We start from the raw sequence: 24,808 nt of genomic DNA, 5'->3' as shown, positions 1-24,808 counted from the left end.
GATTTTTTTGCAAATTTTGGTGCCAAGACACAACATGTTTATTCTCAGATCACCTTTTGATGCTCTGTATTATTTGACTCAGACAAACGGTGTTCGGTATTCAGGTATTCTTCCGATTGCATCTCTAATAAACGTGAACGGGTACGTTCAATTTCAAATGCCAATTTCTCACCCTGATAAAGATGAAGAATCGAGTCTTCCGAAGTCAAAATCAATTTTACCCGGCGATCATAAAACTCATCGACCAGATAAATAAAACGTCGTGTTCCATCAGATAACTGATCGGTTAAATGCGGAACACTACTCACTAATACGGTATTATATGTATTAGCAATTTCAATAAAATCTGCTGGACTGCGCGGTTTTAGGCACAATTCGGAAAAATCACACCACAGCACATCTTCTGTATGTGCACGATTGGCAACAATACGCTGATTAATTAAAATCGATTCACGAACCACAGTTTGTGTTGACGTTAAGGTATTAAAACGCTCTTCAATCCATGCTTCATTTTCACGATTCAGTGGCGATTTAAACAATTGTGATTGTTTTAATAATCGCAGTCGATAATCAACCCCTGAATCCACATTTAAAACTGTACAATGCTTTTTCACCAGTTCGATGGTCGGTAAAAAACGATCGCGGTGAATACCATTTTTATATAAGCCATCCGGTGCAATATTAGAAGTTGCCACCAGTGTAATACCGCGAGTAAACAGTTTCTGGAATAAATCACCCAGAATCATGGCATCAGTCACATTGGAAACGAAAAACTCGTCAAAACAAATCACCACAGCATCACGATAAATTTGATCTGCCACAATATCCAGCGGATTACGCTGACCTGAGAGTTTATTTAATTCCCGATGCACATGCTGCATAAAATGATGAAAATGCATACGCATTTTACGGCGAAACGGAATCGAATCAAAAAACTGATCCATCAGCCAGGTTTTACCACGACCCACCCCACCCCACATATAGACACCATCCGGTGCAGTTTGGCGGCGGAAACGACGAAACGCCTTTTTGGAAGATTTGTAGCGTTGCATCAGCTCTTGCCATACTTCATCCAAAGTTTGCACTGCTTTTTGCTGTTCAACATCCGGGGTAAATTGTCCGGAATCTAATGCCTGTTGATAACGCATGGCAGGAGATAAAACTTCAGTCGAGTATATATTGTTCATATTGGATAAGTTTTTCATTGGCTGAACATAGCTTGATATTATACGCATTATTTTGTAAAAAGAATCCAACTTTAGTGAAAGCAACTTATATGTCAGGGCAAACCTGTTTTATCGGATTATACCTCATGTGCATGTATCGCCTGAAACTGTTTTGGACTCATCCCATACCAGCGTTTAAAGGCATGGTTGTATGATGCAGTTTCGGCATAGCCAAGTGAACGTGCAATCTCTTCGATGGTATATTGCCCTTCTTTGAGCAAAAGTTCGGCTTTTTGCTTTATCACACTTTGTCTAATCTGTTGAAATGAACTTTGATGCGCTGCCAGCTGATAACGAATAGTACGTTCAGGAATATTCAATGCCCGTGAAATTGCAGTTAGATTCGGCATCACCTCACGTTGCAGCAATAAATAATCATGAACTTGCTCACTTAGACGATCTGTGTCAGATGATGACATATTCATTCTCGTCAACTCTTCTTCACAGCGCTGACGATACACCTCATGCATAATCACATCGGCACTGCTTAAACGATGACTAAGAATCCTGATATCAATCCAAAACTCGGCACAAGACCAGCCAAAACATAGATTTTCGCCATAATAATTGCGATAGGCTTGTAATTGTTCTGTTTGTGTGGGCTGGCTTATTGGCAAATAAACATCAATGTCATAGTTGGGCAAGCCGGACATGGTATAAATATCCCGGATAAACCGATAAGTGCCCGAAATTTCAGAATTCATGCGAAATTGCGAGACCACATCCTGCACATCAAGCGGCTGATAACGTAAGATAAGATGTTGTTTTGTAATCTCATAAGATAGTTTTCCGGATAAGTAGGTTAAGCCTTGATATTGCATTGCCTGATGTAAGACCTGTTCAACATGTTCTGCGGTCATCAGAAACATGAGGAAAGGGCCATAGCCTGCTAGCGTATAGTGCTGTCCGACCTTTAACCCTAAAAAAGGATCAAGTCCTTGAGTAATATGTTGTTGTATCTGCCATTCCAGATCACGATGTATCAGTGCTGTAGGCGTTAATTGATCTGATAAAATTCCGATTTCTTTTAATCGGGATAGCACATTGACACCTGCCGATTGCATGCCTTGTATCAGATACATGAGTCCCATAATTGAACGCTTCATTGCGACCTATCCATTTGCCACTTTTCCATGTTATACACAATTTCTCGACATCACCTTGCCGAAATGATCAACTTTTATGTCAATTCGATCATGGTGGCAAGTGTTTTTTTGTCTTATCCTGCCCGTATATCTTTTCTATGGTAGGTCATCCTATGGCAACTTTGGCTGAAAAACAACAAGTCACATCAGTCTCAAACACCACACGGCAAACAGGAATTGCCATCATTGGTTCCGGTTTTGGTGGTCTGGCAATGGCAATCCGTCTGTTACAAACAGGCTATACAGATTTCATGATTCTGGAAAAATCCAGTGAAGTCGGTGGAACCTGGCGTGAAAATAAATATCCCGGTGCTGCCTGTGATGTGCAATCGCATATGTATTCATTTTCTTTTGCTGCAAAAACCGACTGGTCAAAACGCTATGCCAATTGTCATGAAATTCATGACTATATTTTGGATACTACAGAAAAATTTGGATTACGATCTTATTGCCACTTTAATCAGGAAGTGATTGGTGCATATTATCAGGAACAAAATACCCAGTGGCGACTGGAGATTAAAGACCAATCCCCTATTCTGGCACAGTTTGTGGTGCTGGCTTCCGGACCACTGCATGTTGCACAGATTCCGAAAATAAAAGGCATAGAAAAATTTAAAGGTAAAGTTTTCCATTCTGCACAGTGGGATCATACCTATGATTTGAAAAACAAAACAGTTGCTTCAATTGGCACCGGTGGCAGTGCAATCCAGTATGTTCCAGAAATTGCCACTCTGGTTAAACAACTGTATGTATTTCAGCGTAGTGCGGCTTGGGTGATTCCACGTGATGAGCGTCCATATTCCAATCTAAGCAAAACCTTATTTAACAAAGTGCCATTGCTGCGAAAGATTCATCGTGCCCGCCTGTATTGGAGTAATGAGTCCAGAGTGGTACCTATTTTTAAACCCGAGATCATGAAGTATGGGCAAAAACTGGTCGAGGCATGGATCCGTTATCAGGTCAAAGACAAGGAAATTGCCAGAAAATTAATCCCTGATTATGTTATGGGCTGTAAACGGATTCTGATTTCAAACAAATATTACCCGACCTTTAACCGTAAAAATGTGGAATTGGTGACTGATGGCATTCAGGAAGTCACCGAAGATAGCATTATCAGCAGTGATGGTAAGGCTCGCAAAATTGATTGCATTATTTATGGCACGGGCTTTATCACTGACCCACGTATTTATATGAAAGATTTTCCATGTAAAGGCATAGATGGTCATGATTTGATGCAGGACTGGAAAGACAATGCCGAAAGCTATTATGGTGTATTGACCAAAGGCTTTCCGAATTTATTCCAGCTGGTTGGACCGAATACCGGTTTGGGGCACAATTCGATTATTTTTATGATTGAAGCACAAGTTGAATATATTTTAAAAATACTGAATATTTTGAAAAAACAAGGTGCAGACAGCATTGAAGTCAAGACTGATGTGCAGGATCGTTTTAACCAAAAAGTACAAAAAGATCTCTCCCATACGGTATGGAGTAGCGGTTGTAATAGCTGGTACACCAATGCAGAAGGTAAAAACTTTAGTTTATGGCCGGGTTATACATGGAAATACTGGCTGGAGACCCAAAATCCTGATAAAAAAGCATTTATTTTAAGAAAGGCAAAAACCGCACCACAATTAAATATCGCCTAGCGATATTTGACGTTTTAACCATCAATTAAAAAAAGCATATATCCCTAAAAGATATATGCTTTTTTGATTCAACTACCTTGACACAAATATTCTATATAAATGCTAAGCGCTTATTTCACCAGTTCCTGTTCTACTGTCATATCATGCACATAGGCATATTTGGATTGATCAGCTGCCGGATTTTTTACAGTAAAGCGTTTGGTACGAATGATGGTACGTAACTTTGGATCATGCTGGAAACCTTCAATCTGACCATAAAACAGTTCCCAATTGCCGGTTGCTGTTTTTAATCCCTGCGCATTGTATTTGATTTCCCGTACCTGCAAACATTGCTGTACTGCGACACCAACACATGCCTTGGTTTCTGGTGCAACTTCCAGAAAGACAATCTCGCCTTGTCCTTGATATTTTGTTTCAGGTGTTGCTGTTCCAATAAACTGATATTGCTGACCATCTGCACCGCGAACTGTTAGGAGCGGTTGATCTGGATTTGCTGTATTAAGATTAAGCGTCAATTCACGATTCTGGAATAATGATGCTGCAAATTGTTCCTGTTTCATGCGCTCAGGTTCACAAGCCATTTTAGTGCTGATGACATTACCTGTTTTAAGTGTGTTTTGATTCAGGCTAAAGTCAGTCCCCATGCGGTTACAGCCACTATAAATGCTCATCCGATTATCCTGAAAGTTCAGTACAATAGGTGGCATATTTTGTTGTGGCTGATATGACCAGGTATATCCCTGCAAAGTTTGTTGTAGATGCTGCTTCACATGTATCGCTTCTTTTTGTGATGACGTGGTTGTAGATTGATTGGATTGACAGGCTGTCAATACACCGGCTAAAGACAAGCTAAGCACAGCAATAAGTTTTAATTTCATAACATCGACTCTAATTTATTTAGCCTGTTAAGATATAACCATTGCAGAAAAAAATATAATGCCTTTTTGTTTTGACCAGTTTCTTTTTGTAAAATAAAATTAATATGCGTCATATATTTAGCATTTTTTAACAATAATTATTCGCAAAAAGTTTGGCAAAGAATATAATAGAGATATGATAGAGAATTGCTCATGTACAGCCTTCCCTGCTATACACATCGAGTCTATTAAAAATCAATCAAAACGATATAAATCCATGCCCAGTGTGCCCATACTAAAACTGGAATGCACTACGCTCATACGTTTTCCGGTGCCCATCGCAAAAAATAAGGGACTCAAATGTTCCAAAGACGGATGATTTTTTTGAATATAAGGTAAATTTTTCCAATTTAAGACAGCTTCATAATCACTATTTTGTAATAGACTGGCTACTTTGTTCCGAAACTCACTGGCCCAGAGCGGCACATCACTTTGTTCTTGCCAGCGAAGTTCGGCCAAATTATGGGTAATGCTCCCTGAGCCAATCAATAGCACCTGTTGCTGACGTAGATAAGCCAAAGATTCTGCCAATTGATAAATTTGTCTGGCCGTATAAAATTTTGGCAATGAAATTTGGATTACCGGGATATCTGCTTCCGGATACATATGTAATAACGGCATCCACACCCCATGATCTCGTGGTCGCATGGCATTGGCATGGGCTTCGAATCCTGAGTCCTGGAGACGCTGGATAATTTCTTCTGCCAATTCAGGTTCGCCCGGTGCAGGATATTGCAGTTTATACAGTGCCTCGGGAAAGCCCCTGAAATCATGCCAAGTTTTTGGACGTGTTGCTGTACTAACTTCCAACACAATATCTTCCCAATGTGCGGACATCACCACAATTGCTCTGGGTTTGGGTAGATTATGACTAATCCGCTCAAATGCTGCTCCAACCTGTCCAGGCTGTAAAGCTAACATGGGCGAGCCATGTGATATAAATAAACCGGGCAAAATATTTAGGGACATAAAGGCTTGAACACATCCTGAATTTTAAAAACGTATTACTTAAACATATTTTTGCCGATTTTAAAAATCTATTTGTATCTAAACACATCAACGAATTGTTTATTCATTCTAAAATATATGCTGTAAATACAACATCCGACTACATTGTGCCAATGTCGTAATGGCCTGTTTCATTTTCTCATCTAGAATATGCCCGGCATTCAGACGAATATAATGTTGATGTTTGCCATCTTCACTAAACACCAGTCCCGGTACAATACTGATCTGATGGGCTTTTGCCTGATGATATAACTCGACACTATTAATTTCCGGTCTTAGCTTTAACCAGAGGATATATCCACCCGTAGGCATATGACATTCCAGCAGTAATTCGGCAAAAGTCGCCTGAATATACGCAATATATGCCCTGACCTGCGTTTGAAGGATATGATGCAGATGAGATAAATGTTCCCGATAGGCTTTACTGTAAATAAAATCTGCCAACCCAAGCTGCAAGGGGGTGTTGACCATCTGATTCTGAGTTAATATTTTAGCGCTAAAAGCCATCGCCTGTTTACCAAGACAAAACCAGCCGATACGATAGGCATGGGACAATGATTTTGAAATTGAACCACACCAGATCACATAACCGGCCTGATCCCAATATTTAATGGGCAAAGGACGTTGCACCTGATAACCACATTCTGCAAATACATCATCTTCCAGAATAAAACACTGATATTTTTCGGCCAGCTTTGCAATGTGTTGTTTTTCCTGATGACTGAGACAATAACCCAAAGGATTCTGAAAATTTGCAGTCAATAAACATAATTTCGCCTGCCCCGATTGCATCACCTGTTCCAGTCTCTCAAGATCAATACCCCGTGATGAGGCCGGAATCTCAATAATCTTACGTTTCAGATTGGCAATTAGTTGCAACTGTCCATTAAAAGTTGGGCTGGTAACAATAATACTATCTTTTTCATGGCTTAATACCTGAATCAGTAATGCCAAAGCCGGCATGCAGCCCGAACTGATAAACACCTGTTCGGTCGGGATATAGATACCATCTTCCCGCCACAACTCGACCAATGCTGTACGAAGCTGTATATGTCCCTGTCGATCACAATGTAAAAAATCTTCAGGCTTACAATGCTTGATGGCACGATTGAGTGAACGGCGCAAGTTATCCAGTGGAATCCATTTTGGATCAATCTGAATCGTACCAAGATGAACCTGATCGGCAGAAATTGCTGCTTGCTGGATTTCAACCAATAATTCAAGATTGGAAACCTGACGTGGATAGGATAAAAAATTCGCATTTTTATCAGCCGTCTGATGCGGTTGATATTGTACAAAATAACCTGATTTGGGTTTAACTGAGATTAATCCCTTGGCTTCAAGTAACTGATAGCAGGCTTTGGCCGTATTTAGGCTAATGGCATGTCGTTTGGAAAAATCACGAATTGAACATAATCTGTCGCCATTTTTAAGTTGCCCGCTGGTAATTTGGTGTTCGATGTGTACCGCCAGCTTTTGATATTTAAATCCCTGCTTATGCATCTATCTGTAACCATTATTTAGCGATGATTGTATCTGTATCCTAACATAATTTTATTCTAAGCTAACCCTTCAATACAGAAGTTAAGAAATGGGGAAATTTAGAAATGAAATATCTAATATTAATCAATAGCTTATTTTTAATAACAGCTTGCCATGATGTGAACCCAAAAGCCTTTAAACAGGATCAGATTTGTCGTAGCATGACCAAAAATTATTTATTTGTGAATGGTATAGACAGCTTCCATTTGAGCACAGTCGATGATGCAAAATTTTCAAGCCAACATCTGATTTCCTATCACTATGAACCGAGAAAAAGCAGTATGGATAATCCTGTGACTTCACGATTACAGACCATGCAGGTCGATTGCAAATATCAACAAAAGCAGTTGAACATAGATTTTTCTTATCCTAATACCACGATTAAGCCTGATCATCTTCAATTTGAAGGGATTTAAGTATTAAGGCATTTTTAAATATTAATAATTTTGCTGGATACAACGAATAGACAATAAAAAACCGACAGATAGTTAATCGTCGGTTTTTTATTGAGCAGACCAATTACTTGATCTGCGTATAAATTAGTTTACATATACGGGGAATTTTGCACAGACTGCTGAAACTTTTTCTTTTACATCAGCAATTACTTTTTCATCACCTTTGCTGTCCAGTACATCGGCAATCCAGCCAGCCAGATCACGAACTTCGTTTTCACCGAAACCACGTGTCGTAACCGCAGGTGTACCAATACGAATACCGGAAGTCACAAATGGGGAACGAGGATCATTCGGTACGGCATTTTTATTAACCGTAATGTGCGCTGCACCTAACCATGCATCGGCATCTTTACCAGTCACATCCTGTTTGATCAATGACAATAAGAACAGGTGATTGTCTGTACCACCGGACACGATGTCATAGCCACGTTCGATTAATACCTGTGCCATCGCCTGTGCATTTTTAACCACTTGATGCTGATAGGTTTTGTATTCTGGTGTCATGGCTTCTTTAAAACATACTGCTTTGGCAGCAATGGCATGCATTAAAGGACCACCCTGATTGCCCGGGAATACCGCAGATTGAAGTTTTTTCTCAATTTCTTCATTGGCTTTGGCCAGAATCAAACCGGAACGTGGACCACGTAATGTTTTGTGTGTTGTTGTTGTGGTCACATCTGCAATTTGTACCGGACTTGGGTAAACACCCGCAGCAACCAAACCTGCAACATGTGCCATATCAACAAATAAATACGCGCCAACTTTGTCAGCAATATCACGGAAACGTTGCCAGTCTACAACACGGCTATAGGCAGAGAAACCTGCAACGATCATACGTGGTTTATGCTCAACAGCTAGACGTTCTACTTCTTCGTAATCAATTTCACCAGTTTCCGGGTTCAAGCCATATTGAATGGCATTATAGGTTTTACCTGAAAAGCTGACTTTTGCACCATGCGTTAAATGACCACCATGTGCCAAACTCATACCCAACACAGTATCACCTGCATTTAATAGTGCCAGATATACCGCAGCGTTTGCTTGTGAACCGGCATGTGGTTGTACGTTTGCGTAGTCTGCGCCAAATAATTCTTTTGCACGATCAATCGCTAATTGTTCGATAATATCAACATTTTCACAGCCGCCATAATAGCGTTTGCCAGGATAACCTTCTGCATATTTATTGGTTAACTTGGTTCCCTGAGCTTCCATAACAGCCGGAGAACAATAATTTTCTGAAGCAATTAACTCAATATGCGCTTCTTGACGTTTGTCTTCAGCATCGATAGCTTTAGCTAATACTGGATCAAATTCAGCAAGAGAAATATTGGCAAACATTAGCGATGTTCCTATGTTTTAAGGCATTGATAGCCGTACTTTGATTGGCGCACATTGTAACATGAAGTTGTGATTTGCACAGACTGATATTTATTTAATTCAACATGAAATTCTTTCAGTTTTTAAAAATTGAGTACTAACCTTTTAACTTAAGCACACAATGATATCGTGGCTATAGCAAACATTAGATAAAAGTGGGTTTAAGACAAAAATTTAACACTGTTGTCATGATTGCGTTTAAAAATAAGGCCTAAAACATAAAATGTTTTAGGCCAGACTTAACCAAAGTAACCGATAAGATCACTTCAATTAAAATAATGATTTATTTTTCAACACCAGCAGGCTGACCAGCAAGCTTGGCATTTGCATAATCCCAGTTCACCAAACTTTCAAGGAAAGTTGAGATATATTTTGGACGTGCATTACGATAATCGATGTAATATGCATGTTCCCATACATCAATCGTTAATACAGCAACTTGACCATGTGCAAGTGGTGTATCTGCATTTGAAGTTTTGGTAATGGATAATTTACCGTTTACTTCGTCAGCCACTAACCATGCCCAACCTGAACCGAATTGAGTGGTTGCAGCAGCAGTAAACTCTTCTGCAAATTTTTCGTAAGAACCAAATGCTTCATCAATTTTTGCCGCAATTGCGCCAGTTGGTTTACCACCGCCATTTGGTGCAATAGAGTTCCAGTAAAATGTATGATTCCATACTTGTGCTGCGTTATTGAAAACACCCGCTTTGGACGCATCACCCGCAACAGCTGTGATGATTTCTTCCAGTGTTTTACCTTCTAAATCTGTACCTTTGATCAGGTTATTTAAATTGGTTACGTAAGTTTGATGATGTTTGTCGTGGTGATACTCTAAAGTTTCTTTAGAAATATGCGGTTCAAGTGCATCATAAGCATAAGGTAATGCAGGTAAAGTAATCGTTGTCATTTCAATTTCCTTGCGTATAGCTGGGTAAGTTGATGAGTTGTTTAACGCAGACATTGTAATCTAAAAATTCAACAATTTTTAGCGTGGTTAAATCACAATATACAATAAGTGTATAACATTTAAACATACACCAAGACATTGTCTAATGTGATTTACAATTCTTCAAAATATTGCTGAACAAGTATAAAACCTCAAGTTAAGTTAAGGTCAAGACTTTTTATCTCCAAAAGATTTTCTCTATCCAATACAGTTTAAATTGGATTATTCAGCTCAATATATTGATAGCTTAAATTAAAGGTTTTGGCAACTGCTTCGGCAAGACGCTGAATGCCATAGCGTTCGGTGGCATGATGTCCGGCAGCAAAATAATCCAGATGATATTCCTGTGCTTCATGAAAGGTTCGCTCGCTCACCTCGCCAGATAAATAAGCATCACAGCCTGCTTGTGCAGCTTTATATAAAAAGTCTTGTGCTGCACCGGTACAGAATCCGATGGTCTGGATACTTTCTTTATCGGTTGCAATATGGACAGGTACTTGTCCCAATTTCTGCGCTAACAAACTTGCAAAATCTTGCGGTGATAGGGGTTGCGACAATGTCCCGATGTTACCAATCGGGAACCGCTCTTGTGGATCAAGTGCAGCAGTAATGTGGATACCCAGTAAATCTGCCAGTGCAGCATTATTACCTAATGTAGTATGCGCATCGAGTGGCAGATGATAGGCAATCAAAGATACATCGGCCTGCATCAGTTGTTTGATTCGTTTACCTTTTAATCCTGTCAAAGGGCTTGGCTCGCCTTTCCAGAAATAACCATGATGAACAATTAGCGCATCTGCTTTTAAATCAAGTGTTGCTTCGATTGCTGATAAAGAGGCAGTCACACTACTAACCAAAGTTTCGACTTCTGTGCATCCTTCAATTTGCAAGCCGTTTGGACAATAATCTTTAAATTGATGAGATTGTAAGGTCTGGTCACACCATTTCACTATATCGACTAATTTTGCCATACCACTTTTGCTTCCAAAAAATTAAAAGATTTACAACATGCTAGCATAGACTAGACAGGGTTTTAATGTAAAAGCTGCTGAATTTACCGAGTTTTTCTATGCCCTAATTTTACCAAAGTGTTACAAAATGTGCTTGATCTATCGTGAGAAATTACTGAATTTGGATTAGACTATAACAACTTGTAAACTTTGCTTTTTTATTGACTGCTAAAAGACTTTTGAGGAATTAAGCTGTGCGCCGTATATTTGTGGTGTTACCTTGGATTTTATTGGTATTGGTGATCGCGGGCTTTATTGCTTGGCAAAAACTGCAAGTGCCAAAGCCACCCATTGCCGCTGATGGGATAAAAATGCCCGCAGAAAAAGTTGCGCCCTTGATTGATACCACACGTAGTGGCGGCATTGTTTCTTATAGTGGTGCAGTGAAAGTTGCTGCACCTGCTGTAGTAAACATTTTCACCTTACAAAAAGTCTCACAACAACAAAGCCTACCCATTAATGAACAATTTTTACGAGAATTTTTTGGTGATCAAATTCCCGATCAACTGCAACCAGAAGATCAAAATAGTCTGGGTTCGGGCGTAATTGTGCGTCCAGATGGTTATATTCTAACGAATAACCATGTGATTGCCGGCGCAGATGAAATTATCGTCGGCCTGCATGATGGTCGTAAAGCCAAAGCAACCGTGATTGGTACAGATCCCGAAACCGATCTGGCTGTGATTAAAATCGAATTGGAAAAACTGCCTGTTCTGCCGTTTAAACTTAGCGGTAATGAAGTCGGTGATGTAGTATTGGCAATTGGTAATCCTTTTGGGGTTGGACAAACAGTCACCCAAGGGATTATTTCTGCAACAGGCCGTACCGGTCTAGGCATTAATACCTACGAAGATTTTATCCAGACTGACGCAGCAATTAATCCCGGAAACTCTGGCGGTGCCTTAATTGATGTGGCTGGTAACCTGATTGGGGTCAATACTGCAATTTTTTCAAAAACTGGTGGTTCTCTCGGCATTGGTTTTGCTATTCCTGCACAAATTTGCCAGCAGGTATTAGATTCCATTTTGCAAGATGGACGGGTGGTTCGTGGCTGGCTAGGCATTGAAGTCAAAGGTCTCAACCCAACCGATGAGTTAAATCTGGAGAGTAAAACAGGTGTTCAAGTGATGGGTGTCTTACCAAGTGGTCCGGCTGCTCAGGCAGGGATCAAAAAAGGTGACATTATTATTTCAATTAACGGACATTCTATTAGCAATGCCAATCAATTAATTTCCTATGTGGCCAGTCAGAAACCAAATAGCGAAGTTCCGGCAGTCATTCAACGTGATGGCAAAGAATTGAACATCAAGATTATAATTTCTGAACGCCCAGAAAATAAAAATACCCAGTTCTTGCCTGTCCCACAAAGTCAACGCTAGAACGTCAAACATAAAAAAGCTGAGTCATGATGACTCAGCTTTTTTGTGTATAAAAACAAATTGCTTATAACAATATTGATCTACTGAATATTGTTGTATGGTCAGAATTATGCCAATTCCTCTTTGGACTGATCACGCAGACCAAATTTTGCAAAAATTTTGGCACGACGTTTTGGATAAATATTTGCCTTACTCAAATCACCTTTATAGTGTTCAAATACACGTTTATCCATCATCTTAAACCATAATGGTGGAATCATTGCAGGTAATAACATACTGGCATAACCACTTGGTAATTCAGGTGCTTCATCAAAATGGCGCAATGCTTGAAATGGTCGGGTTGGATAAGCATGATGATCTGAATGACGTTGTAATTGATATAAAAACAGGTTGGTCACAATATTGTTATTGTTCCAGCTATGTTCCGGCATGGTACGCATATAATTACCATCAGGCTTTTTCTGACGCAATAGACCATAGTGTTCAATATAGTTAATGATTTCAAATAAACTGATGCCATAAAATGCTTGTGTGGCAAGAAAAGGAATGGCACGTTTGCCAAAAATCTTAATCATCGTGGCATGGAATGTTGCACTCATTGCCCATCCCTGTAACAACTCATTGTCTGTTGACCAAAATTGCTTACCTTTACGTTTTAAGCGCTGTGTTTCGATTTCTATCGCAGATTTTAATGAACCAAATACCGTTCTTGGCCAAAAGGCATAGAAACTTTCGCCCATTTGTGACGATGCCGGATCTTCCGGAGTTGCAGCACGTTTATGGTGACCATAGGGATGCTCCACGCGGAAGTGATTATAGCCCGTAGGGACTAGTGCCAAATGCGATAGGATATGATCAGTGCGATCTGCTTTGTGGCTCAACTCATGTGCAGTATTGATCGCTATACCACTGATGGCACCGAGGGAAATTCCAAGTAAAATTCGATGGTGCCAAGGTGTTTCTTCACGACTGGCCAAATATGTGCCATAAATGGTTGTGGCATATTGCAATGGAATAAAGGATTTGACCAATTTCATATAATAAGGATCATTTTCCAGCTGCTTGATCGCTTCCGCATCTGGATTACTTGGATCTTTACCAATAATGGTATCAATTGTTGGAATAACGATATGCAGTACAATTGGTCCGCCTAAAGCAAATACAGGCTTTAAAGGTTTTGGCGCAAATCGGTAGCTAAGCATAATGCCCATACCGATTACAGGCAAGGCCGGTCCTAATAGCCATAATTTACGTTTCTTGTCGATATGTTGATTTTTCTCAGTTGTCTGATCCTGTACAACTTTTAAATTCGCTGGAGCATTCATCTTCTGGCTTCCACTCTTGATTTCTACCCTTCTATACTGGCTGATTCCATAGTGTACGAACAGTTTTGATCGTCCAAAAAAACGTTGTGATGCTCTTTTTGGCTTGTAATGCTATGTATTTTTAAATTTTTATTGCTTATTGTGGTTCTATCGTTTATTCCATAATTTGTTGCACAAATCTGTATGAGCCTATGGACGCATTAAGTAAAATTTTTGATGATATTCACTTAAGTCGAGTTGAATATTTTTATTTACAGCCCCGAGGAAATTGGCAATTCCAGATGGCAGAGCAAGATAAGTGTATGATTTATATCTTACTGGTCGGATCTGCTCATTTATGTGTACACACAGACCAGTGTGTAGAGTTAGAGATTGGTGATATTATTATTATCCCAACTGGTAAAGCACATTTCTTTTCTGCTACATCATGTCAAACACTAAACCCAGATTCGCCGGAACTCAGTCACTTATTTTCCGGACATCGTCATGATGTCTTGCATGTAGGCGAGGAAAATCAGCGGACCCGAAATTTATTATTATGTATTCGTTGCCATATGGACAGTATCATGGCACGTCCACTGATGCAGGCCTTACCCAAATTAATGCGTATTCACAATGCCATGGGTACAGGTGCTCCACCATGGTTACAAGTGGGTTTGAGTTTTTTTGCACTGGAAACCGAACGTATTCGTCCAGGACGAGATACCTTGATTGATCGATTGGTAGGCATCTTGCTCATTGAAGGTGTAAGAGACTATATCGAACAGCTCAATGATGATCAAAGCAACTGGCTCAGTGCATTAACCCATCCCGAACTCTCTAATGCACTGGCTGCAATCCATGGCGAACCGGAAAAATCTTGGACCGTTGCAGATCTGGCACAAGTGTCCTGTATGTCACGCTCCAAGTTTGCCGAGACCTTTAGTGTGATTATGGGCGAACCCCCTCTTGCCTATCTGGCTCAACATCGACTGCGCTTGGCCAGTCGCTATTTACGTGAAAGTGCCTTACATATTCATCAAATCGCCGAACGTGTCGGTTACTCATCAGAAACCGCTTTTAGTCAGGCCTTTAAACGCCAGTTTTCATTTAGTCCAACCCAGTACCGTCAACAGCATCTGGATCAGCAATAATACCGATTTTTATCAGATTCGCCTTAAAGCCAATATTATTATTCATTCTATTTCTTTACAGGAGAATTTGACGATTAGAAACGACGTCTTTCATGACTATTGTAGATGTTAGACGTTGTACGCTTGGCATTGCCGCCAGTTTTTCATCATAAAGCTGCTGAAAGTGTTGTAAGTCATACGCCAAGACCTTGAGCAAATAATCAGGATCTCCAAAAAGCCTTTGAGCCTCAATTATTTGTGGAATATCTATCACTGCTTTTTCAAAATTTAGCACTGAATCTTTGTCGCCGTCTTTAAGCGTCACAAAAACAATAGTTGAAAAATTAAAGCCCACCAATGGTAAATCTATTAATGCACAATACCCTTTTATAATTCCAACCTCTTCTAATGCTCTTAATCTTCTGTGACAAGGTGACAAACTAAGCCCTACACGATCAGCTAAATCTGTGAGAGATAAACGGCCATCCATTTGCAGTTCGGCAAGAATCTTCCGATCAATCTTATCCATTTAGAATATTTCACCTTTTTGAAGCATAAATACAAGAATATTTAAAAGCACATTCTATATATTAAAGTATATTCTTTCAAAAATATTTAATCGAATTACATGTGATCTTGTACAGATTAAAAGTCTAGAAATGATCATTTGAGTTGGAAACATGTCACTAAATCTTCTTTTAGCTTTCTGGAGCGTCTCAATACTTTTTGTGATTACCCCAGGTGTCGATTGGGCTTATGCAATTTCGGCAGGAATACGTGGGAAAAAAGTCCCAGCAGCAGTAACAGGATTGTTATTTGGTCATTTTATTGCAACAATTATTGTTGCTGCTGGAGTAGGAACTGTGATTGCTGCTCATCCAATGTTGCTTCTTACCCTTACAATTATTGGCGCATGTTATCTATTGTCGATAGGATATAATTTATTTTTGCATCCTGCCGTTATTACGAGTGATGATCATGGCAGCATTCAATCTAGGCCAACCCAATCATGGTTTATTAAAGGCTTCTGTGTTAGTGCCCTAAATCCAAAAGTTTTTTTATTCTTTCTTGCACTATTGCCACAATTTATTGATTCATCATGCTCTTGGCCTATAGCTTACCAAATTGTACTGTTGGGGCTTATTCATATTTTTAGTTGCGGTGTTGTTTACCTTATTGTTGGCTTTAGTGCCCAAAAGCTTTTAAGTTCTCGTCCTCGTGCGGCACAAATCGTCAGTCGAATCTCAGGTGCATTAATGGTTTTCATTGCCATTATTTTATTAATTGAACAAATCAAATTTTAAACGCCCAAATTTTCGGTTAGGAAAGAATCCATTAAATACACAATTTAAAGGATTCTTTTGAGATAATAACTTTTTTACAGTTGAAGATCAGGAAGTCATGGCTGCTTATTATCAATTATTAAATCGTACCACTGCGAATGGAATTGTAACTGCTCATTATCGTTCCACTATACATTCACAAGGTGCTTGGAATCCTCATGAACAACATATGGCACCAGCCAGTGGAATAATGGCTACTGAGCTAGAACAATTTTTTCCTCGTTCAGATATGCGTATTGGTCGAATGAGTTTCGATATCTTTGGTCTTATCAAGTTTGGTGAGTTCTCTATCAGCACACGAATAATCCGTGGAGGCAAAACAATTGAACTGATTGAATCTGAAATGAAGGCTGATGGTAAGACTTGTATTGTTGCCAGAGTTTGGAGAATGTGTACCCAAGATAGTACCGCTATTGCAGGGCTTGAAGATCAATCGATTTCCCATCCAGACAAATATGCTGTCTGGAATGGAATGCAACGATGGCCAGGTGGTTTTATCCAAAGTATTCAGGCAAGAACTGATGAAAACTACCGGTCTGGTAAAGCGATTGTATGGTTAAATAATGATTTAGAAATGGTTGAAGGACAAACCACCAGCAGTTTCGTTCATTTAATCGGCATGGTAGATGCAGCAAATGGAATCGTTCCAAGACAGGAAGGAAAATTCACATGGGGATTTCCCAATCTGGATCTACAAATTCATTTATACAGATATCCTACTGGTCAATGGCTAGGATTAGAGACTGTTCAGCAATATGGAAATGATGGCATAGGTTTAACCAGTTCAATTTTGCATGATGTTCAAGGTCCATTTGGTCGAAGTGAACAGATCCTAACATTAAGGAAATTAGCTTAGAGAATCAGAGTGTAGCATCACTAATTTTCTATCAAGTTCTTTTCAAAGGTATAATTATGAAAGCAATAACTCTGAATACTTTAAAGTCAATGAAAGAGCAAGGACACAAAATCGCTGTATTAACCTGCTATGATTCGACTTTTGCCAAAGTTGCCAATCAGGCAGGAATTGATGCCCTGCTGGTAGGTGATACATTGGGAATGGTTTTACAGGGACATGATAGTACATTACCTGTTACTGTTGAACAAATGACATACCATACAGCAAGTGTTGCAAGAGGAAATGAGCACGCTTTTCTCATTGCAGATATGCCATTTATGAGCTACTCATCGCCTGAACATGCACTAAAAAATGCAGCAAAACTCATGCAAGCTGGTGCGCATATGGTGAAGCTGGAAGGTGATCTGTGGCTTACAGAGTCAATCAAACAATTAACTCAAAATGGGATTCCGGTTTGTGCTCATATTGGTCTTACTCCACAAGCTGTTCATGTTTTAGGTGGTTTTAAAGTCCAAGGTAAAACAGAAGAACAAGCAAAACATCTGTTAGAAACAGCACAACAATTGGCACAAGCAGGTGCTGCCATGTTATTGCTGGAGTGTGTGCCATCGAATCTAGCAGCAAAAATTTCCAAATCAATTAAGATTCCCGTAATTGGCATTGGCGCAGGGGCCGAAACCGATGCTCAGGTTTTGGTTCTACACGATATGCTCGGTTTAAATGATAAACCTGCAAAGTTTGTTCAAAATTTTATGGTAGATAAAACCAGTATCAAGGAAGCGATTGAAAGTTATGTTGCGGCGGTCAAAGATGGCTCATTTCCTGCCCTGCAACATCAATATATATTTTGATTTTCCTTCCTAAAGCAATAAAAATCTTATGAACAATTGATTTAACTGGAATACAGAAATGATCCCTTTCAAACAAGTTGATGTTTTTACAACAAAACCATATAAAGGAAATCCTGTCGCTGTGGTAATGAATGCGCATGGGCTTTCTACAGCGCAAATGCAAACTATCGCAAACTGGACGAATCTCTCCGAAACAACATTTGTACTCCCTGCACAAGATGCCCGAGCAGATTATCATGTTCGTATTTTTTCGCCAGTCAGTGAATTACCTTTTGCAGGACATCCCACAATTGGTACAGCCTTTGCTTTACTTGAAGCTGGAATTATCTCTGCTAAAAATGGAAGAGTCGTACAAGAATGTGGTGCAGGATTAATTAATTTAACTGTAAACCGTGACGTACAGGAACAATATTCCATTTCATTTGAGTTACCTGAGCCAATCATTACCCCACTTACAACAACACAAGTGGATGATCTGGAAAATATTTTGGGATGCATAATTGAACGTCAACTGACACCAGCTCTTATTGATGTTGGTGCACGCTGGGTTGTTGCACAGACACAAGATGCCAATGCTGTTTTAGAAACCTGTCCAAATTTTTCTAAATTAGCAATTCATGATCGAGAAAAAGGGATTACAGGTATATGTATTTATGGCTTTTATCCTGAAAATCCTAAGACCCATATAGAAGTCCGATCATTTGCACCGGCATGTAGTGTCAATGAAGATCCTGTATGTGGCAGTGGTAATGGTAGTGTGGCTGCATTTATACGCCACTATAGCAAAGAACTTATGGCATATAACTCAATACAATCTACGCAAGGAAGAATATTGGGTCGAGATGGTCATGTAAGCCTACAGATTTTTAAAGATAAAATTCTTGTAGGTGGTAGTGCGGTTACTTGTATTGAAGGCAAAATTAAAATCTAATAATTTCATTTTTTCATAAAGAGCGCTCGCTGTAGTTTTTGCTTTATCTTTCCAGACAAAAAAACCGAAGCATTAAACTTCGGTTTTTTATCTCAAAAGATGATCAATTATTTTTCAGTTTTATTGATCTTTGCAGTCGATTTCAGATATTCAATATAATCATTGAGTTCTTGTTGACCACGTGAATCAAAACGGTTTACAACCTGTGCTTTTTGCTGATCATTTAACTGAAATGCAGGATTCTGACCAATATCAGACACTGCCACAACAAATAAATAATCACCTACACCGACTGTGGTTGCAGACCAGCGATCTTTCTGGGGTGCGGGCACACTATAAATTGCCTTTTCAATCTCAATCGGAACAATCTGACTATAACGTGGAACTGGGCCCATATCCTGAAACTTCAATGAACTTGCAGCCAATGCCTGAGCTGGTGCCTTGGTTTTAAAGTCAGCCAGCAATTGTTTGACACTAGCATTTGCCTGTTTGATCTGTTCTTCACGTTTTAATTTTGCCTGAATTTTGGCTTTGGCCTCTGCAAGCGTTTCTGGACGTTCGGCACGATAAGCAGATACTTTAAACCACAATACAGCATCATCTTTTAGATTAATACCTGTAGAGACATTTTGATCCCCTTGGGCAATTTCAGTCGAAAATAATTTGCTTTTGACCGCAACTTGTGACAGTACAGGACTATTGGTTGCCTGAGTCACATTTTTTTCAGACTGAACCTGAACTTTATATTGATCGGCCAAGGCTTCAAGTGAGTCAGATTGTACTGCCAGATCATTGGCATTATTAACCGCATCCTGAAAAGCATTTTCAAGTTTACGTTTTTTTGCATCAGCCACGACTTGATCACGAATCTGTGTCAATACAGGCGCTTCCTGACCGTCAACTTTATCCAAACGAATCACATGATAACCAAAATCGGTTTTTACTGGTGCAGAGGTCTGACCTTGTTTTAATGCCAATACAGCGTTGTCAAAAGCATCACCAAATGCACCAACTGTGTAGCCATCGACTTTACCCTGTTCTTGTTTAGATACAGGATCTTCGGAATACTGCTGTACCAAGGCATTAAAACTTTCACCGGCTTTTAACTTGGTTTCAATATCCTGTGCAATTTTTAATGCTTGCTCAGGTGTGTGCTTGTCAGTGGTAATCAAGATATGACTGATCTGACGCGTGGCATCCTTGCTTAGACCAGCAACATAGCTTTGATATTGCTGTTGAATATCCTGATCTGTGACTTGTACCTGATCGGCAAATTGTGCCTTGGTTAAAATCACATAATTAACATCAACATTGGCCTGACGAATATAGTCTTTAGCATGCTTGTCAAAATAAGTTTTGCTTTGGGCATCACTTGCAACAAAATTCTGTGCAAACTGATTTAAAGGAATTTCTGCAAGATGGGTGGTTCGCTCCTGACTTAACAGGTTGATCAATTTTTGCGTATCTTTATCGCTATATAAGCCTGTATTTAGAATGCTATTGGTTAATAAAGATAACGAGGTTTGTTTGCTAAAATCCGTCAGTAATTGGTTAATGTTGGATTTTGTCCCCATTAAATAATTATCCAGCAAAGTTTGCGAGAACTTGCCATCTTGCTGAAAGATTTGCTGTTGACGCAACAAGGTACCTAATTGTTCATCACTTAAGGTAATACCCAGCTTTTCAGCTTGTTGTAACAGTAAAGTACGCACAATGGCAGCATCATAGACATGATCTTCAATGACTTTATTGTTGAGTAAAGTTTCATCACCATTGACTGCTTGTAAATACTGGTCTTTTTGTGATTTTATCCAGGTATCTAATTCTTTCTGTGTAATTTTTTCACCATTTACCTTGACGGCAACAGGCTCATTGGAACCCGAGAAATAACCTTCAATACCAACCAAGGCCAAAGGTGCAAGAAACAACACAAGTAATACTTTACCGAGCCAACCTCTAATTAAAGTACGAAAAGCTTCCATATGTTTTCCAATAAATTAATTCACATTCGAATACTAGCCGAAAATCTAGTAATCACAAGCAATATTATGATAATTTGTGTTGATCTAAATAGAAAAAACGCGCCAGTATTAGGCGCGTTTAAGATGCATCAACAGTTACGCAACAGAATCTTTTAAACCCTTACCAGCTTTAAAGCTCGGTACTTTGCTTGCAGGGATTTTCAATTCCTCACCAGTTTTTGGATTGCGTCCTGTACGTGCAGCACGTTCTTTCACGCTGAAAGAACCAAAACCAACTAAAGTTACTGTGTCACCAGATTTTAGTGCGTCGCCGATAGACTCTAAAGTTGCATCTAAAGCTTTTGCTGCATCAACTTTAGTAAGCCCCCCTTTTTGAGCAATCGCATCAATTAATTCTGATTTATTCATGCAAAACATCCTCTGATTTGATAGTTTGAATATTAAAGCCAAAAATCTTCTACTAGCCGTAGAAGCCTTTATAGCAATGCCTTCCCGAGAAGGCAATACTTGAAAGAGGGTTTTGCTTAAAAAAAACGTGATGAAACATATTTTTTACACAAATTGATTATTTTTTATTCTTTTTTAAATACTCGATCTCTTCGATCAACTTTTGATTGGTATTTGCTAACTGATCGACCTTGTCACTTAAGTTGAGCAAAAGTTGTTCAATCAACTGAATATCTTTGGGTGTCACCAGTCCTATACGATTCAGCGTATGATGTGTGCGCTGATCAATCAGTTTTTCAACCTTATCTACAGTATCTGTAACACGCTCAATTGCCTTACCGGTTACTTCACCCACTTTTTCAGCTGTATTATCGGCAATGTCGACTGTTTTTGCTTCTAATTCTTCACCCACCTTGACCAAAGAATCAAATAATTTATTGCCTTCTTCTTCTGCACGTGAAAAAGCACCTAATCCAGCCAACCAGATTTGCTTGGTATAGCGACGCAGTTCTAGCGGACTTTTCCGCTTCGCTGGAATCTTAGTATCTTGCTGTTCAGTCGCAATTTGATCATGGGGTTGATCTTGATGTTCCGTATCAGTCTTAGACATCGATGACGACTCCTAAATTTACTTTATGCTTCACTTTTGACCATCTCTGCAAAATTTTACATTATTATTAGGTTTAATCGCCAATCTTAACAACATTATTACCGCCAACAACATTTTTATGTCTAACAATTACCAATATATTCAAACTTTATATTGACAGCATGCCCTCTTTTAAACTTAAATTCTTAATATTCTAAGGATTGTATTAAGGTTTTTTTTATTTATGAATGATTCGCAACAAAACAAAAATAATCCACATTTGTTGCAATCTCTGGTTTTAATTTTCCTAGAGACCATTTTAACATTTGTACTCAAGCATGACCGTATTGCTCGTGAACATGCAAAACCCTTTATCAAGTCAAAAACTACGATTCAGTTTAATACCTTTTTACCCAGTGAGGTGTTTTATGTCACCTTCGATCAAAAAGGCATATTGTTTGATTTTCATCAACCACAACATATCCAGGCACCCCAATTTATCATTCATGCCTCTGGCCTTGATTTATTTCGGATTTTGTTAACTGGAAGCGAAAGTAGCATTCACAAGATCAGAATGTCAGGTGAAGAACATTTACATGATGAGTTCCGGATACTTTTAAGCAGTCTTAGCTTGCCTGCAGTGACCCGAGACTGGAAAAACTGGCTAGCGTCTGATGATTTTAGTACCAAACTGCCGAAACAAAGCATTGAGCCTTTATTTAAACGTATTGAACAACAACGCTCTCAAATCAATCAATTAACCATTGAGAATAAATCCTATCAATTCGATCTCAAAACCTTAGAGCATAAATATAAATTGATGAGTAGAATTTATGCCGTAATTATTTTTATTTTGGTCGTATCAATTATTACACTACTTTGGTATAATTTTTATAACTAAATAATAAACCAAGAATTATATTACTGAAATAAAGTTGACTAAATTAGTCAGAATTAACTATAATAGCCCTATCGCACCAGCATGCTTATAAGGATCGGATTATGCGCCTCACGACTCGCGGTCGCTATGCCGTGACTGCAATGCTCGATTTAGCACTTCAGCCACTCGACCAAACTATTACGCTTGCAGAAATTGCTGCCAGACAAACGATTTCTGTTGCCTATTTAGAACAACTTTTTTCCAAACTCAAACGTCATCAATTGGTATCAAGCGTTCGAGGCGCAAATGGTGGTTATCATTTGGCACGTGCCGCTAATAGCATCACCGTTCTGGAAATTATTGAAGCCGTCAATGAAACTGTAGACGCAACACGTTGTGATCATCAGGGCAATTGCCAAAATGGTGCTATGTGTCTAACGCATGATCTTTGGGATAATTTGTCAAATCATATCGCAAGTTACCTAGAAAGTATTACGCTTGAGGATCTTGTCGAGCGAGACAATGTACAGACTGTCGCTTTACGCCAATCATCCGTTGATGATCTAGCCTCTTTATCGGTTACAGGAACATTTTAAATGAAACTCCCAATTTATCTTGACTATGCTGCAACTACTCCCGTTCTTCCTGAAGTTGCAGAATCGATGTTAGGATGCTTAACATTTGATGGGAATTTTGGTAACCCTGCGTCCCGTTCACATAGTTATGGATGGCATGCAGAAGAAGCCGTAGAAAATGCTCGTCAACAAGTTGCAGATCTCATTAAAGCAGATCCTCGTGAAATTGTATGGACATCAGGTGCAACCGAATCTGATAATTTGGCATTGATTGGTGTGGCGCAATTTTACAAGAATAAAGGTAAGCATATCATTACCTCTAAAATTGAGCATAAAGCCGTTTTAGATACTCTGCGCTATCTGGAAACAGAAGGTTTTGAAATTACTTATATCGAACCTGAACCACGTACAGGTTTAATCACCCCTGAGAAAGTTGCAGAAGCACTACGCCCAGACACCATTTTAGTTTCATTAATGATGGTGAATAATGAACTGGGAACAGTGACTGATGTTGCAGCAATTGGTGAATTGACCCGTGCCAATAAAACATTTTTTCATGTCGATGCAGCGCAGGCAGCAGGTAAAGTTGAAATTGACCTAAGTACCTTGAAAGTTGATCTGATGAGTTTTTCTGGTCACAAGGTATATGGTCCAAAAGGTATTGGTGCTTTATATGTACGCCGTAGCCCGCGTGTTCGTGTTAAGGCATTAATTCATGGTGGTGGACATGAGCGTGGCATGCGTTCCGGCACACTGGCAACACATCAAATTGTTGGTATGGGTTTGGCTTTTGAAATTGCTGGCAAAACCATGCAGGCAGAACAAGCCCGTATCCGTAAATTACGTGACAGATTATGGTCCGGTTTGAATGACATGGAAGAAGTGTATTTAAATGGTCATCCTACACAAAATGTAGCCAACTATTTAAATGTCAGCTTCAACTTTGTCGAAGGTGAATCCTTGATGATGGCATTGAAAGATGTCGCTGTTTCAAGTGGTTCGGCATGTACTTCAGCAACGCTGGAACCTTCTTATGTACTTCGTGCGCTAGGTCTATCTGATGAATTGGCGCATAGTTCAATCCGCTTTAGCTTTGGTCGATATACTACCGAAGAAGATATTGATTATGTGATCGATATTACCAAGCAAGCTGTTGAAAAATTACGTGAACTCTCACCGCTTTGGGACATGTACAAAGATGGTATAGATTTCTCGAAAGTTGAGTGGGCAGAACATTAATTACTGTCTTGAAAAGTAATT

24 protein-coding genes are annotated in these 24,808 nt (G+C 39.3%); 11 read left to right on the top strand and 13 right to left on the bottom strand.

Annotated features, from left to right (window positions below; genetic code table 11):
• Window positions 1–44 precede the first annotated feature (44 nt).
• Together zapE and CRO21_RS12325 are read right to left on the bottom strand one after the other, a co-directional pair.
• Window positions 45–1,187, bottom strand: coding sequence for a cell division protein ZapE (gene zapE, locus CRO21_RS12330; protein ID WP_228150439.1), 1,143 nt, complete (start codon window positions 1,185–1,187; stop codon window positions 45–47).
• Between the two features lie 116 nt (window positions 1,188–1,303).
• On the bottom strand, window positions 1,304–2,332 hold the full coding sequence (locus tag CRO21_RS12325; RefSeq protein ID WP_097079614.1) for a helix-turn-helix domain-containing protein: 1,029 nt from the start codon (window positions 2,330–2,332) through the stop codon (window positions 1,304–1,306).
• Between the two features lie 152 nt (window positions 2,333–2,484).
• On the opposite strand from CRO21_RS12325, the gene CRO21_RS12320 reads away from it, so the two are divergent.
• The gene (locus tag CRO21_RS12320; RefSeq protein WP_097079613.1) at window positions 2,485–4,020 is read left to right on the top strand and encodes a flavin-containing monooxygenase; all 1,536 of its coding nucleotides are present in this window, start codon (window positions 2,485–2,487) and stop codon (window positions 4,018–4,020) included.
• Window positions 4,021–4,130: 110 nt separating this feature from the next.
• On the opposite strand, the gene CRO21_RS12315 is transcribed toward CRO21_RS12320, so the two are convergent.
• The 3 genes from CRO21_RS12315 to CRO21_RS12305 form a co-directional block, all read right to left on the bottom strand.
• On the bottom strand, window positions 4,131–4,898 hold the full coding sequence (locus CRO21_RS12315) for an META and DUF4377 domain-containing protein (RefSeq protein ID WP_097079612.1): 768 nt from the start codon (window positions 4,896–4,898) through the stop codon (window positions 4,131–4,133).
• A 234-nt stretch (window positions 4,899–5,132) separates the two neighbouring features.
• Window positions 5,133–5,906 (bottom strand): DODA-type extradiol aromatic ring-opening family dioxygenase, encoded by a 774-nt coding sequence (locus CRO21_RS12310; protein ID WP_097079611.1) that lies wholly within the window; start codon window positions 5,904–5,906, stop codon window positions 5,133–5,135.
• Between the two features lie 108 nt (window positions 5,907–6,014).
• Complete coding sequence (locus CRO21_RS12305) at window positions 6,015–7,448, bottom strand: aminotransferase-like domain-containing protein (RefSeq protein ID WP_097079610.1); 1,434 nt, start codon at window positions 7,446–7,448, stop codon at window positions 6,015–6,017.
• 104 nt (window positions 7,449–7,552) lie between these two features.
• Between CRO21_RS12305 and CRO21_RS12300 the strand changes: the two genes are divergently transcribed.
• Complete coding sequence (locus CRO21_RS12300) at window positions 7,553–7,903, top strand: hypothetical protein (RefSeq protein ID WP_097079609.1); 351 nt, start codon at window positions 7,553–7,555, stop codon at window positions 7,901–7,903.
• Between the two features lie 123 nt (window positions 7,904–8,026).
• Here CRO21_RS12300 and glyA read toward each other — a convergent pair whose 3' ends face one another.
• From glyA to CRO21_RS12285, 3 genes are all read right to left on the bottom strand, one after another.
• Window positions 8,027–9,280: a serine hydroxymethyltransferase gene (gene glyA, locus CRO21_RS12295; protein ID WP_097079608.1), complete on the bottom strand. Its 1,254-nt coding sequence runs from the start codon at window positions 9,278–9,280 to the stop codon at window positions 8,027–8,029.
• Window positions 9,281–9,602: 322 nt separating this feature from the next.
• Entirely contained in the window at window positions 9,603–10,229 is a 627-nt protein-coding gene (locus CRO21_RS12290) for a superoxide dismutase (protein WP_097079607.1), read from the bottom strand.
• A gap of 251 nt (window positions 10,230–10,480) precedes the next feature.
• On the bottom strand, window positions 10,481–11,239 hold the full coding sequence (locus CRO21_RS12285) for a Nif3-like dinuclear metal center hexameric protein (RefSeq protein ID WP_097079606.1): 759 nt from the start codon (window positions 11,237–11,239) through the stop codon (window positions 10,481–10,483).
• A gap of 233 nt (window positions 11,240–11,472) precedes the next feature.
• Between CRO21_RS12285 and CRO21_RS12280 the strand changes: the two genes are divergently transcribed.
• Window positions 11,473–12,657, top strand: a complete 1,185-nt coding sequence (locus tag CRO21_RS12280) for a S1C family serine protease (RefSeq protein ID WP_097079605.1) — start codon at window positions 11,473–11,475, stop codon at window positions 12,655–12,657.
• Window positions 12,658–12,764: 107 nt separating this feature from the next.
• Here the strand turns inward: CRO21_RS12280 and CRO21_RS12275 are convergent, their stop codons facing one another.
• A complete protein-coding gene (locus CRO21_RS12275; RefSeq protein WP_097079604.1) occupies window positions 12,765–13,982 on the bottom strand; it encodes an alkane 1-monooxygenase in 1,218 nt (405 codons plus the stop codon).
• A 191-nt stretch (window positions 13,983–14,173) separates the two neighbouring features.
• Between CRO21_RS12275 and CRO21_RS12270 the strand changes: the two genes are divergently transcribed.
• On the top strand, window positions 14,174–15,115 hold the full coding sequence (locus CRO21_RS12270; protein ID WP_097079603.1) for an AraC family transcriptional regulator: 942 nt from the start codon (window positions 14,174–14,176) through the stop codon (window positions 15,113–15,115).
• Window positions 15,116–15,170: 55 nt separating this feature from the next.
• Here CRO21_RS12270 and CRO21_RS12265 read toward each other — a convergent pair whose 3' ends face one another.
• Entirely contained in the window at window positions 15,171–15,623 is a 453-nt protein-coding gene (locus tag CRO21_RS12265; RefSeq protein ID WP_097079602.1) for an Lrp/AsnC family transcriptional regulator, read from the bottom strand.
• 151 nt (window positions 15,624–15,774) lie between these two features.
• Here CRO21_RS12265 and CRO21_RS12260 point away from each other — a divergent pair, with 151 nt between their 5' ends.
• From CRO21_RS12260 to CRO21_RS12245, 4 genes are all read left to right on the top strand, one after another.
• Window positions 15,775–16,398, top strand: a complete 624-nt coding sequence (locus tag CRO21_RS12260; RefSeq protein WP_097079601.1) for a LysE family translocator — start codon at window positions 15,775–15,777, stop codon at window positions 16,396–16,398.
• Between the two features lie 97 nt (window positions 16,399–16,495).
• Entirely contained in the window at window positions 16,496–17,293 is a 798-nt protein-coding gene (locus tag CRO21_RS12255) for a thioesterase family protein (RefSeq protein WP_097079600.1), read from the top strand.
• 56 nt (window positions 17,294–17,349) lie between these two features.
• Window positions 17,350–18,144: a 3-methyl-2-oxobutanoate hydroxymethyltransferase gene (panB, locus tag CRO21_RS12250; protein ID WP_097079599.1), complete on the top strand. Its 795-nt coding sequence runs from the start codon at window positions 17,350–17,352 to the stop codon at window positions 18,142–18,144.
• Window positions 18,145–18,202: 58 nt separating this feature from the next.
• Entirely contained in the window at window positions 18,203–19,075 is an 873-nt protein-coding gene (locus CRO21_RS12245) for a PhzF family phenazine biosynthesis protein (protein ID WP_097079598.1), read from the top strand.
• A 107-nt stretch (window positions 19,076–19,182) separates the two neighbouring features.
• Here the strand turns inward: CRO21_RS12245 and CRO21_RS12240 are convergent, their stop codons facing one another.
• The 3 genes from CRO21_RS12240 to CRO21_RS12230 form a co-directional block, all read right to left on the bottom strand.
• Window positions 19,183–21,057, bottom strand: a complete 1,875-nt coding sequence (locus CRO21_RS12240) for a SurA N-terminal domain-containing protein (protein WP_097079597.1) — start codon at window positions 21,055–21,057, stop codon at window positions 19,183–19,185.
• A gap of 135 nt (window positions 21,058–21,192) precedes the next feature.
• Window positions 21,193–21,465, bottom strand: a complete 273-nt coding sequence (locus CRO21_RS12235) for an HU family DNA-binding protein (protein ID WP_087619931.1) — start codon at window positions 21,463–21,465, stop codon at window positions 21,193–21,195.
• A 157-nt stretch (window positions 21,466–21,622) separates the two neighbouring features.
• Window positions 21,623–22,114 (bottom strand): phasin family protein, encoded by a 492-nt coding sequence (locus CRO21_RS12230; protein ID WP_097079596.1) that lies wholly within the window; start codon window positions 22,112–22,114, stop codon window positions 21,623–21,625.
• Between the two features lie 223 nt (window positions 22,115–22,337).
• Here CRO21_RS12230 and CRO21_RS12225 point away from each other — a divergent pair, with 223 nt between their 5' ends.
• The 3 genes from CRO21_RS12225 to CRO21_RS12215 all read left to right on the top strand — a co-directional run bounded on the left by CRO21_RS12225 (window position 22,338) and on the right by CRO21_RS12215 (window position 24,787).
• Window positions 22,338–22,994: a hypothetical protein gene (locus tag CRO21_RS12225; protein WP_097079595.1), complete on the top strand. Its 657-nt coding sequence runs from the start codon at window positions 22,338–22,340 to the stop codon at window positions 22,992–22,994.
• A 101-nt stretch (window positions 22,995–23,095) separates the two neighbouring features.
• Window positions 23,096–23,569, top strand: coding sequence for an Rrf2 family transcriptional regulator (locus CRO21_RS12220; RefSeq protein ID WP_097079594.1), 474 nt, complete (start codon window positions 23,096–23,098; stop codon window positions 23,567–23,569).
• A complete protein-coding gene (locus tag CRO21_RS12215) occupies window positions 23,570–24,787 on the top strand; it encodes an IscS subfamily cysteine desulfurase (RefSeq protein ID WP_097079593.1) in 1,218 nt (405 codons plus the stop codon).
• Window positions 24,788–24,808 lie beyond the last annotated feature (21 nt).

Source organism: Acinetobacter puyangensis (assembly GCF_900096995.1).
GTDB classification, from domain to species: Bacteria; Pseudomonadota; Gammaproteobacteria; order Pseudomonadales; family Moraxellaceae; genus Acinetobacter; species Acinetobacter puyangensis.
This window is presented reverse-complemented; position numbering and strand designations above follow the sequence as displayed.

Bases quoted from the DNA above. Each gene is read 5' to 3' on its own strand.
- zapE (WP_228150439.1), bottom strand. From the start codon at position 1,187: ATGAACAATATATACTCGACTGAAGTTTTATCTCCTGCCATGCGTTAT.
- CRO21_RS12325 (WP_097079614.1), bottom strand. From the start codon at position 2,332: ATGAAGCGTTCAATTATGGGACTCATGTATCTGATACAAGGCATGCAA.
- CRO21_RS12320 (WP_097079613.1), top strand. From the start codon at position 2,485: ATGGCAACTTTGGCTGAAAAACAACAAGTCACATCAGTCTCAAACACC.
- CRO21_RS12315 (WP_097079612.1), bottom strand. From the start codon at position 4,898: ATGAAATTAAAACTTATTGCTGTGCTTAGCTTGTCTTTAGCCGGTGTA.
- CRO21_RS12310 (WP_097079611.1), bottom strand. From the start codon at position 5,906: ATGTCCCTAAATATTTTGCCCGGTTTATTTATATCACATGGCTCGCCC.
- CRO21_RS12305 (WP_097079610.1), bottom strand. From the start codon at position 7,448: ATGCATAAGCAGGGATTTAAATATCAAAAGCTGGCGGTACACATCGAA.
- CRO21_RS12300 (WP_097079609.1), top strand. From the start codon at position 7,553: ATGAAATATCTAATATTAATCAATAGCTTATTTTTAATAACAGCTTGC.
- glyA (WP_097079608.1), bottom strand. From the start codon at position 9,280: ATGTTTGCCAATATTTCTCTTGCTGAATTTGATCCAGTATTAGCTAAA.
- CRO21_RS12290 (WP_097079607.1), bottom strand. From the start codon at position 10,229: ATGACAACGATTACTTTACCTGCATTACCTTATGCTTATGATGCACTT.
- CRO21_RS12285 (WP_097079606.1), bottom strand. From the start codon at position 11,239: ATGGCAAAATTAGTCGATATAGTGAAATGGTGTGACCAGACCTTACAA.
- CRO21_RS12275 (WP_097079604.1), bottom strand. From the start codon at position 13,982: ATGAATGCTCCAGCGAATTTAAAAGTTGTACAGGATCAGACAACTGAG.
- CRO21_RS12270 (WP_097079603.1), top strand. From the start codon at position 14,174: ATGGACGCATTAAGTAAAATTTTTGATGATATTCACTTAAGTCGAGTT.
- CRO21_RS12265 (WP_097079602.1), bottom strand. From the start codon at position 15,623: ATGGATAAGATTGATCGGAAGATTCTTGCCGAACTGCAAATGGATGGC.
- CRO21_RS12260 (WP_097079601.1), top strand. From the start codon at position 15,775: ATGTCACTAAATCTTCTTTTAGCTTTCTGGAGCGTCTCAATACTTTTT.
- CRO21_RS12255 (WP_097079600.1), top strand. From the start codon at position 16,496: ATGGCTGCTTATTATCAATTATTAAATCGTACCACTGCGAATGGAATT.
- panB (WP_097079599.1), top strand. From the start codon at position 17,350: ATGAAAGCAATAACTCTGAATACTTTAAAGTCAATGAAAGAGCAAGGA.
- CRO21_RS12245 (WP_097079598.1), top strand. From the start codon at position 18,203: ATGATCCCTTTCAAACAAGTTGATGTTTTTACAACAAAACCATATAAA.
- CRO21_RS12240 (WP_097079597.1), bottom strand. From the start codon at position 21,057: ATGGAAGCTTTTCGTACTTTAATTAGAGGTTGGCTCGGTAAAGTATTA.
- CRO21_RS12235 (WP_087619931.1), bottom strand. From the start codon at position 21,465: ATGAATAAATCAGAATTAATTGATGCGATTGCTCAAAAAGGGGGGCTT.
- CRO21_RS12230 (WP_097079596.1), bottom strand. From the start codon at position 22,114: ATGTCTAAGACTGATACGGAACATCAAGATCAACCCCATGATCAAATT.
- CRO21_RS12225 (WP_097079595.1), top strand. From the start codon at position 22,338: ATGAATGATTCGCAACAAAACAAAAATAATCCACATTTGTTGCAATCT.
- CRO21_RS12220 (WP_097079594.1), top strand. From the start codon at position 23,096: ATGCGCCTCACGACTCGCGGTCGCTATGCCGTGACTGCAATGCTCGAT.
- CRO21_RS12215 (WP_097079593.1), top strand. From the start codon at position 23,570: ATGAAACTCCCAATTTATCTTGACTATGCTGCAACTACTCCCGTTCTT.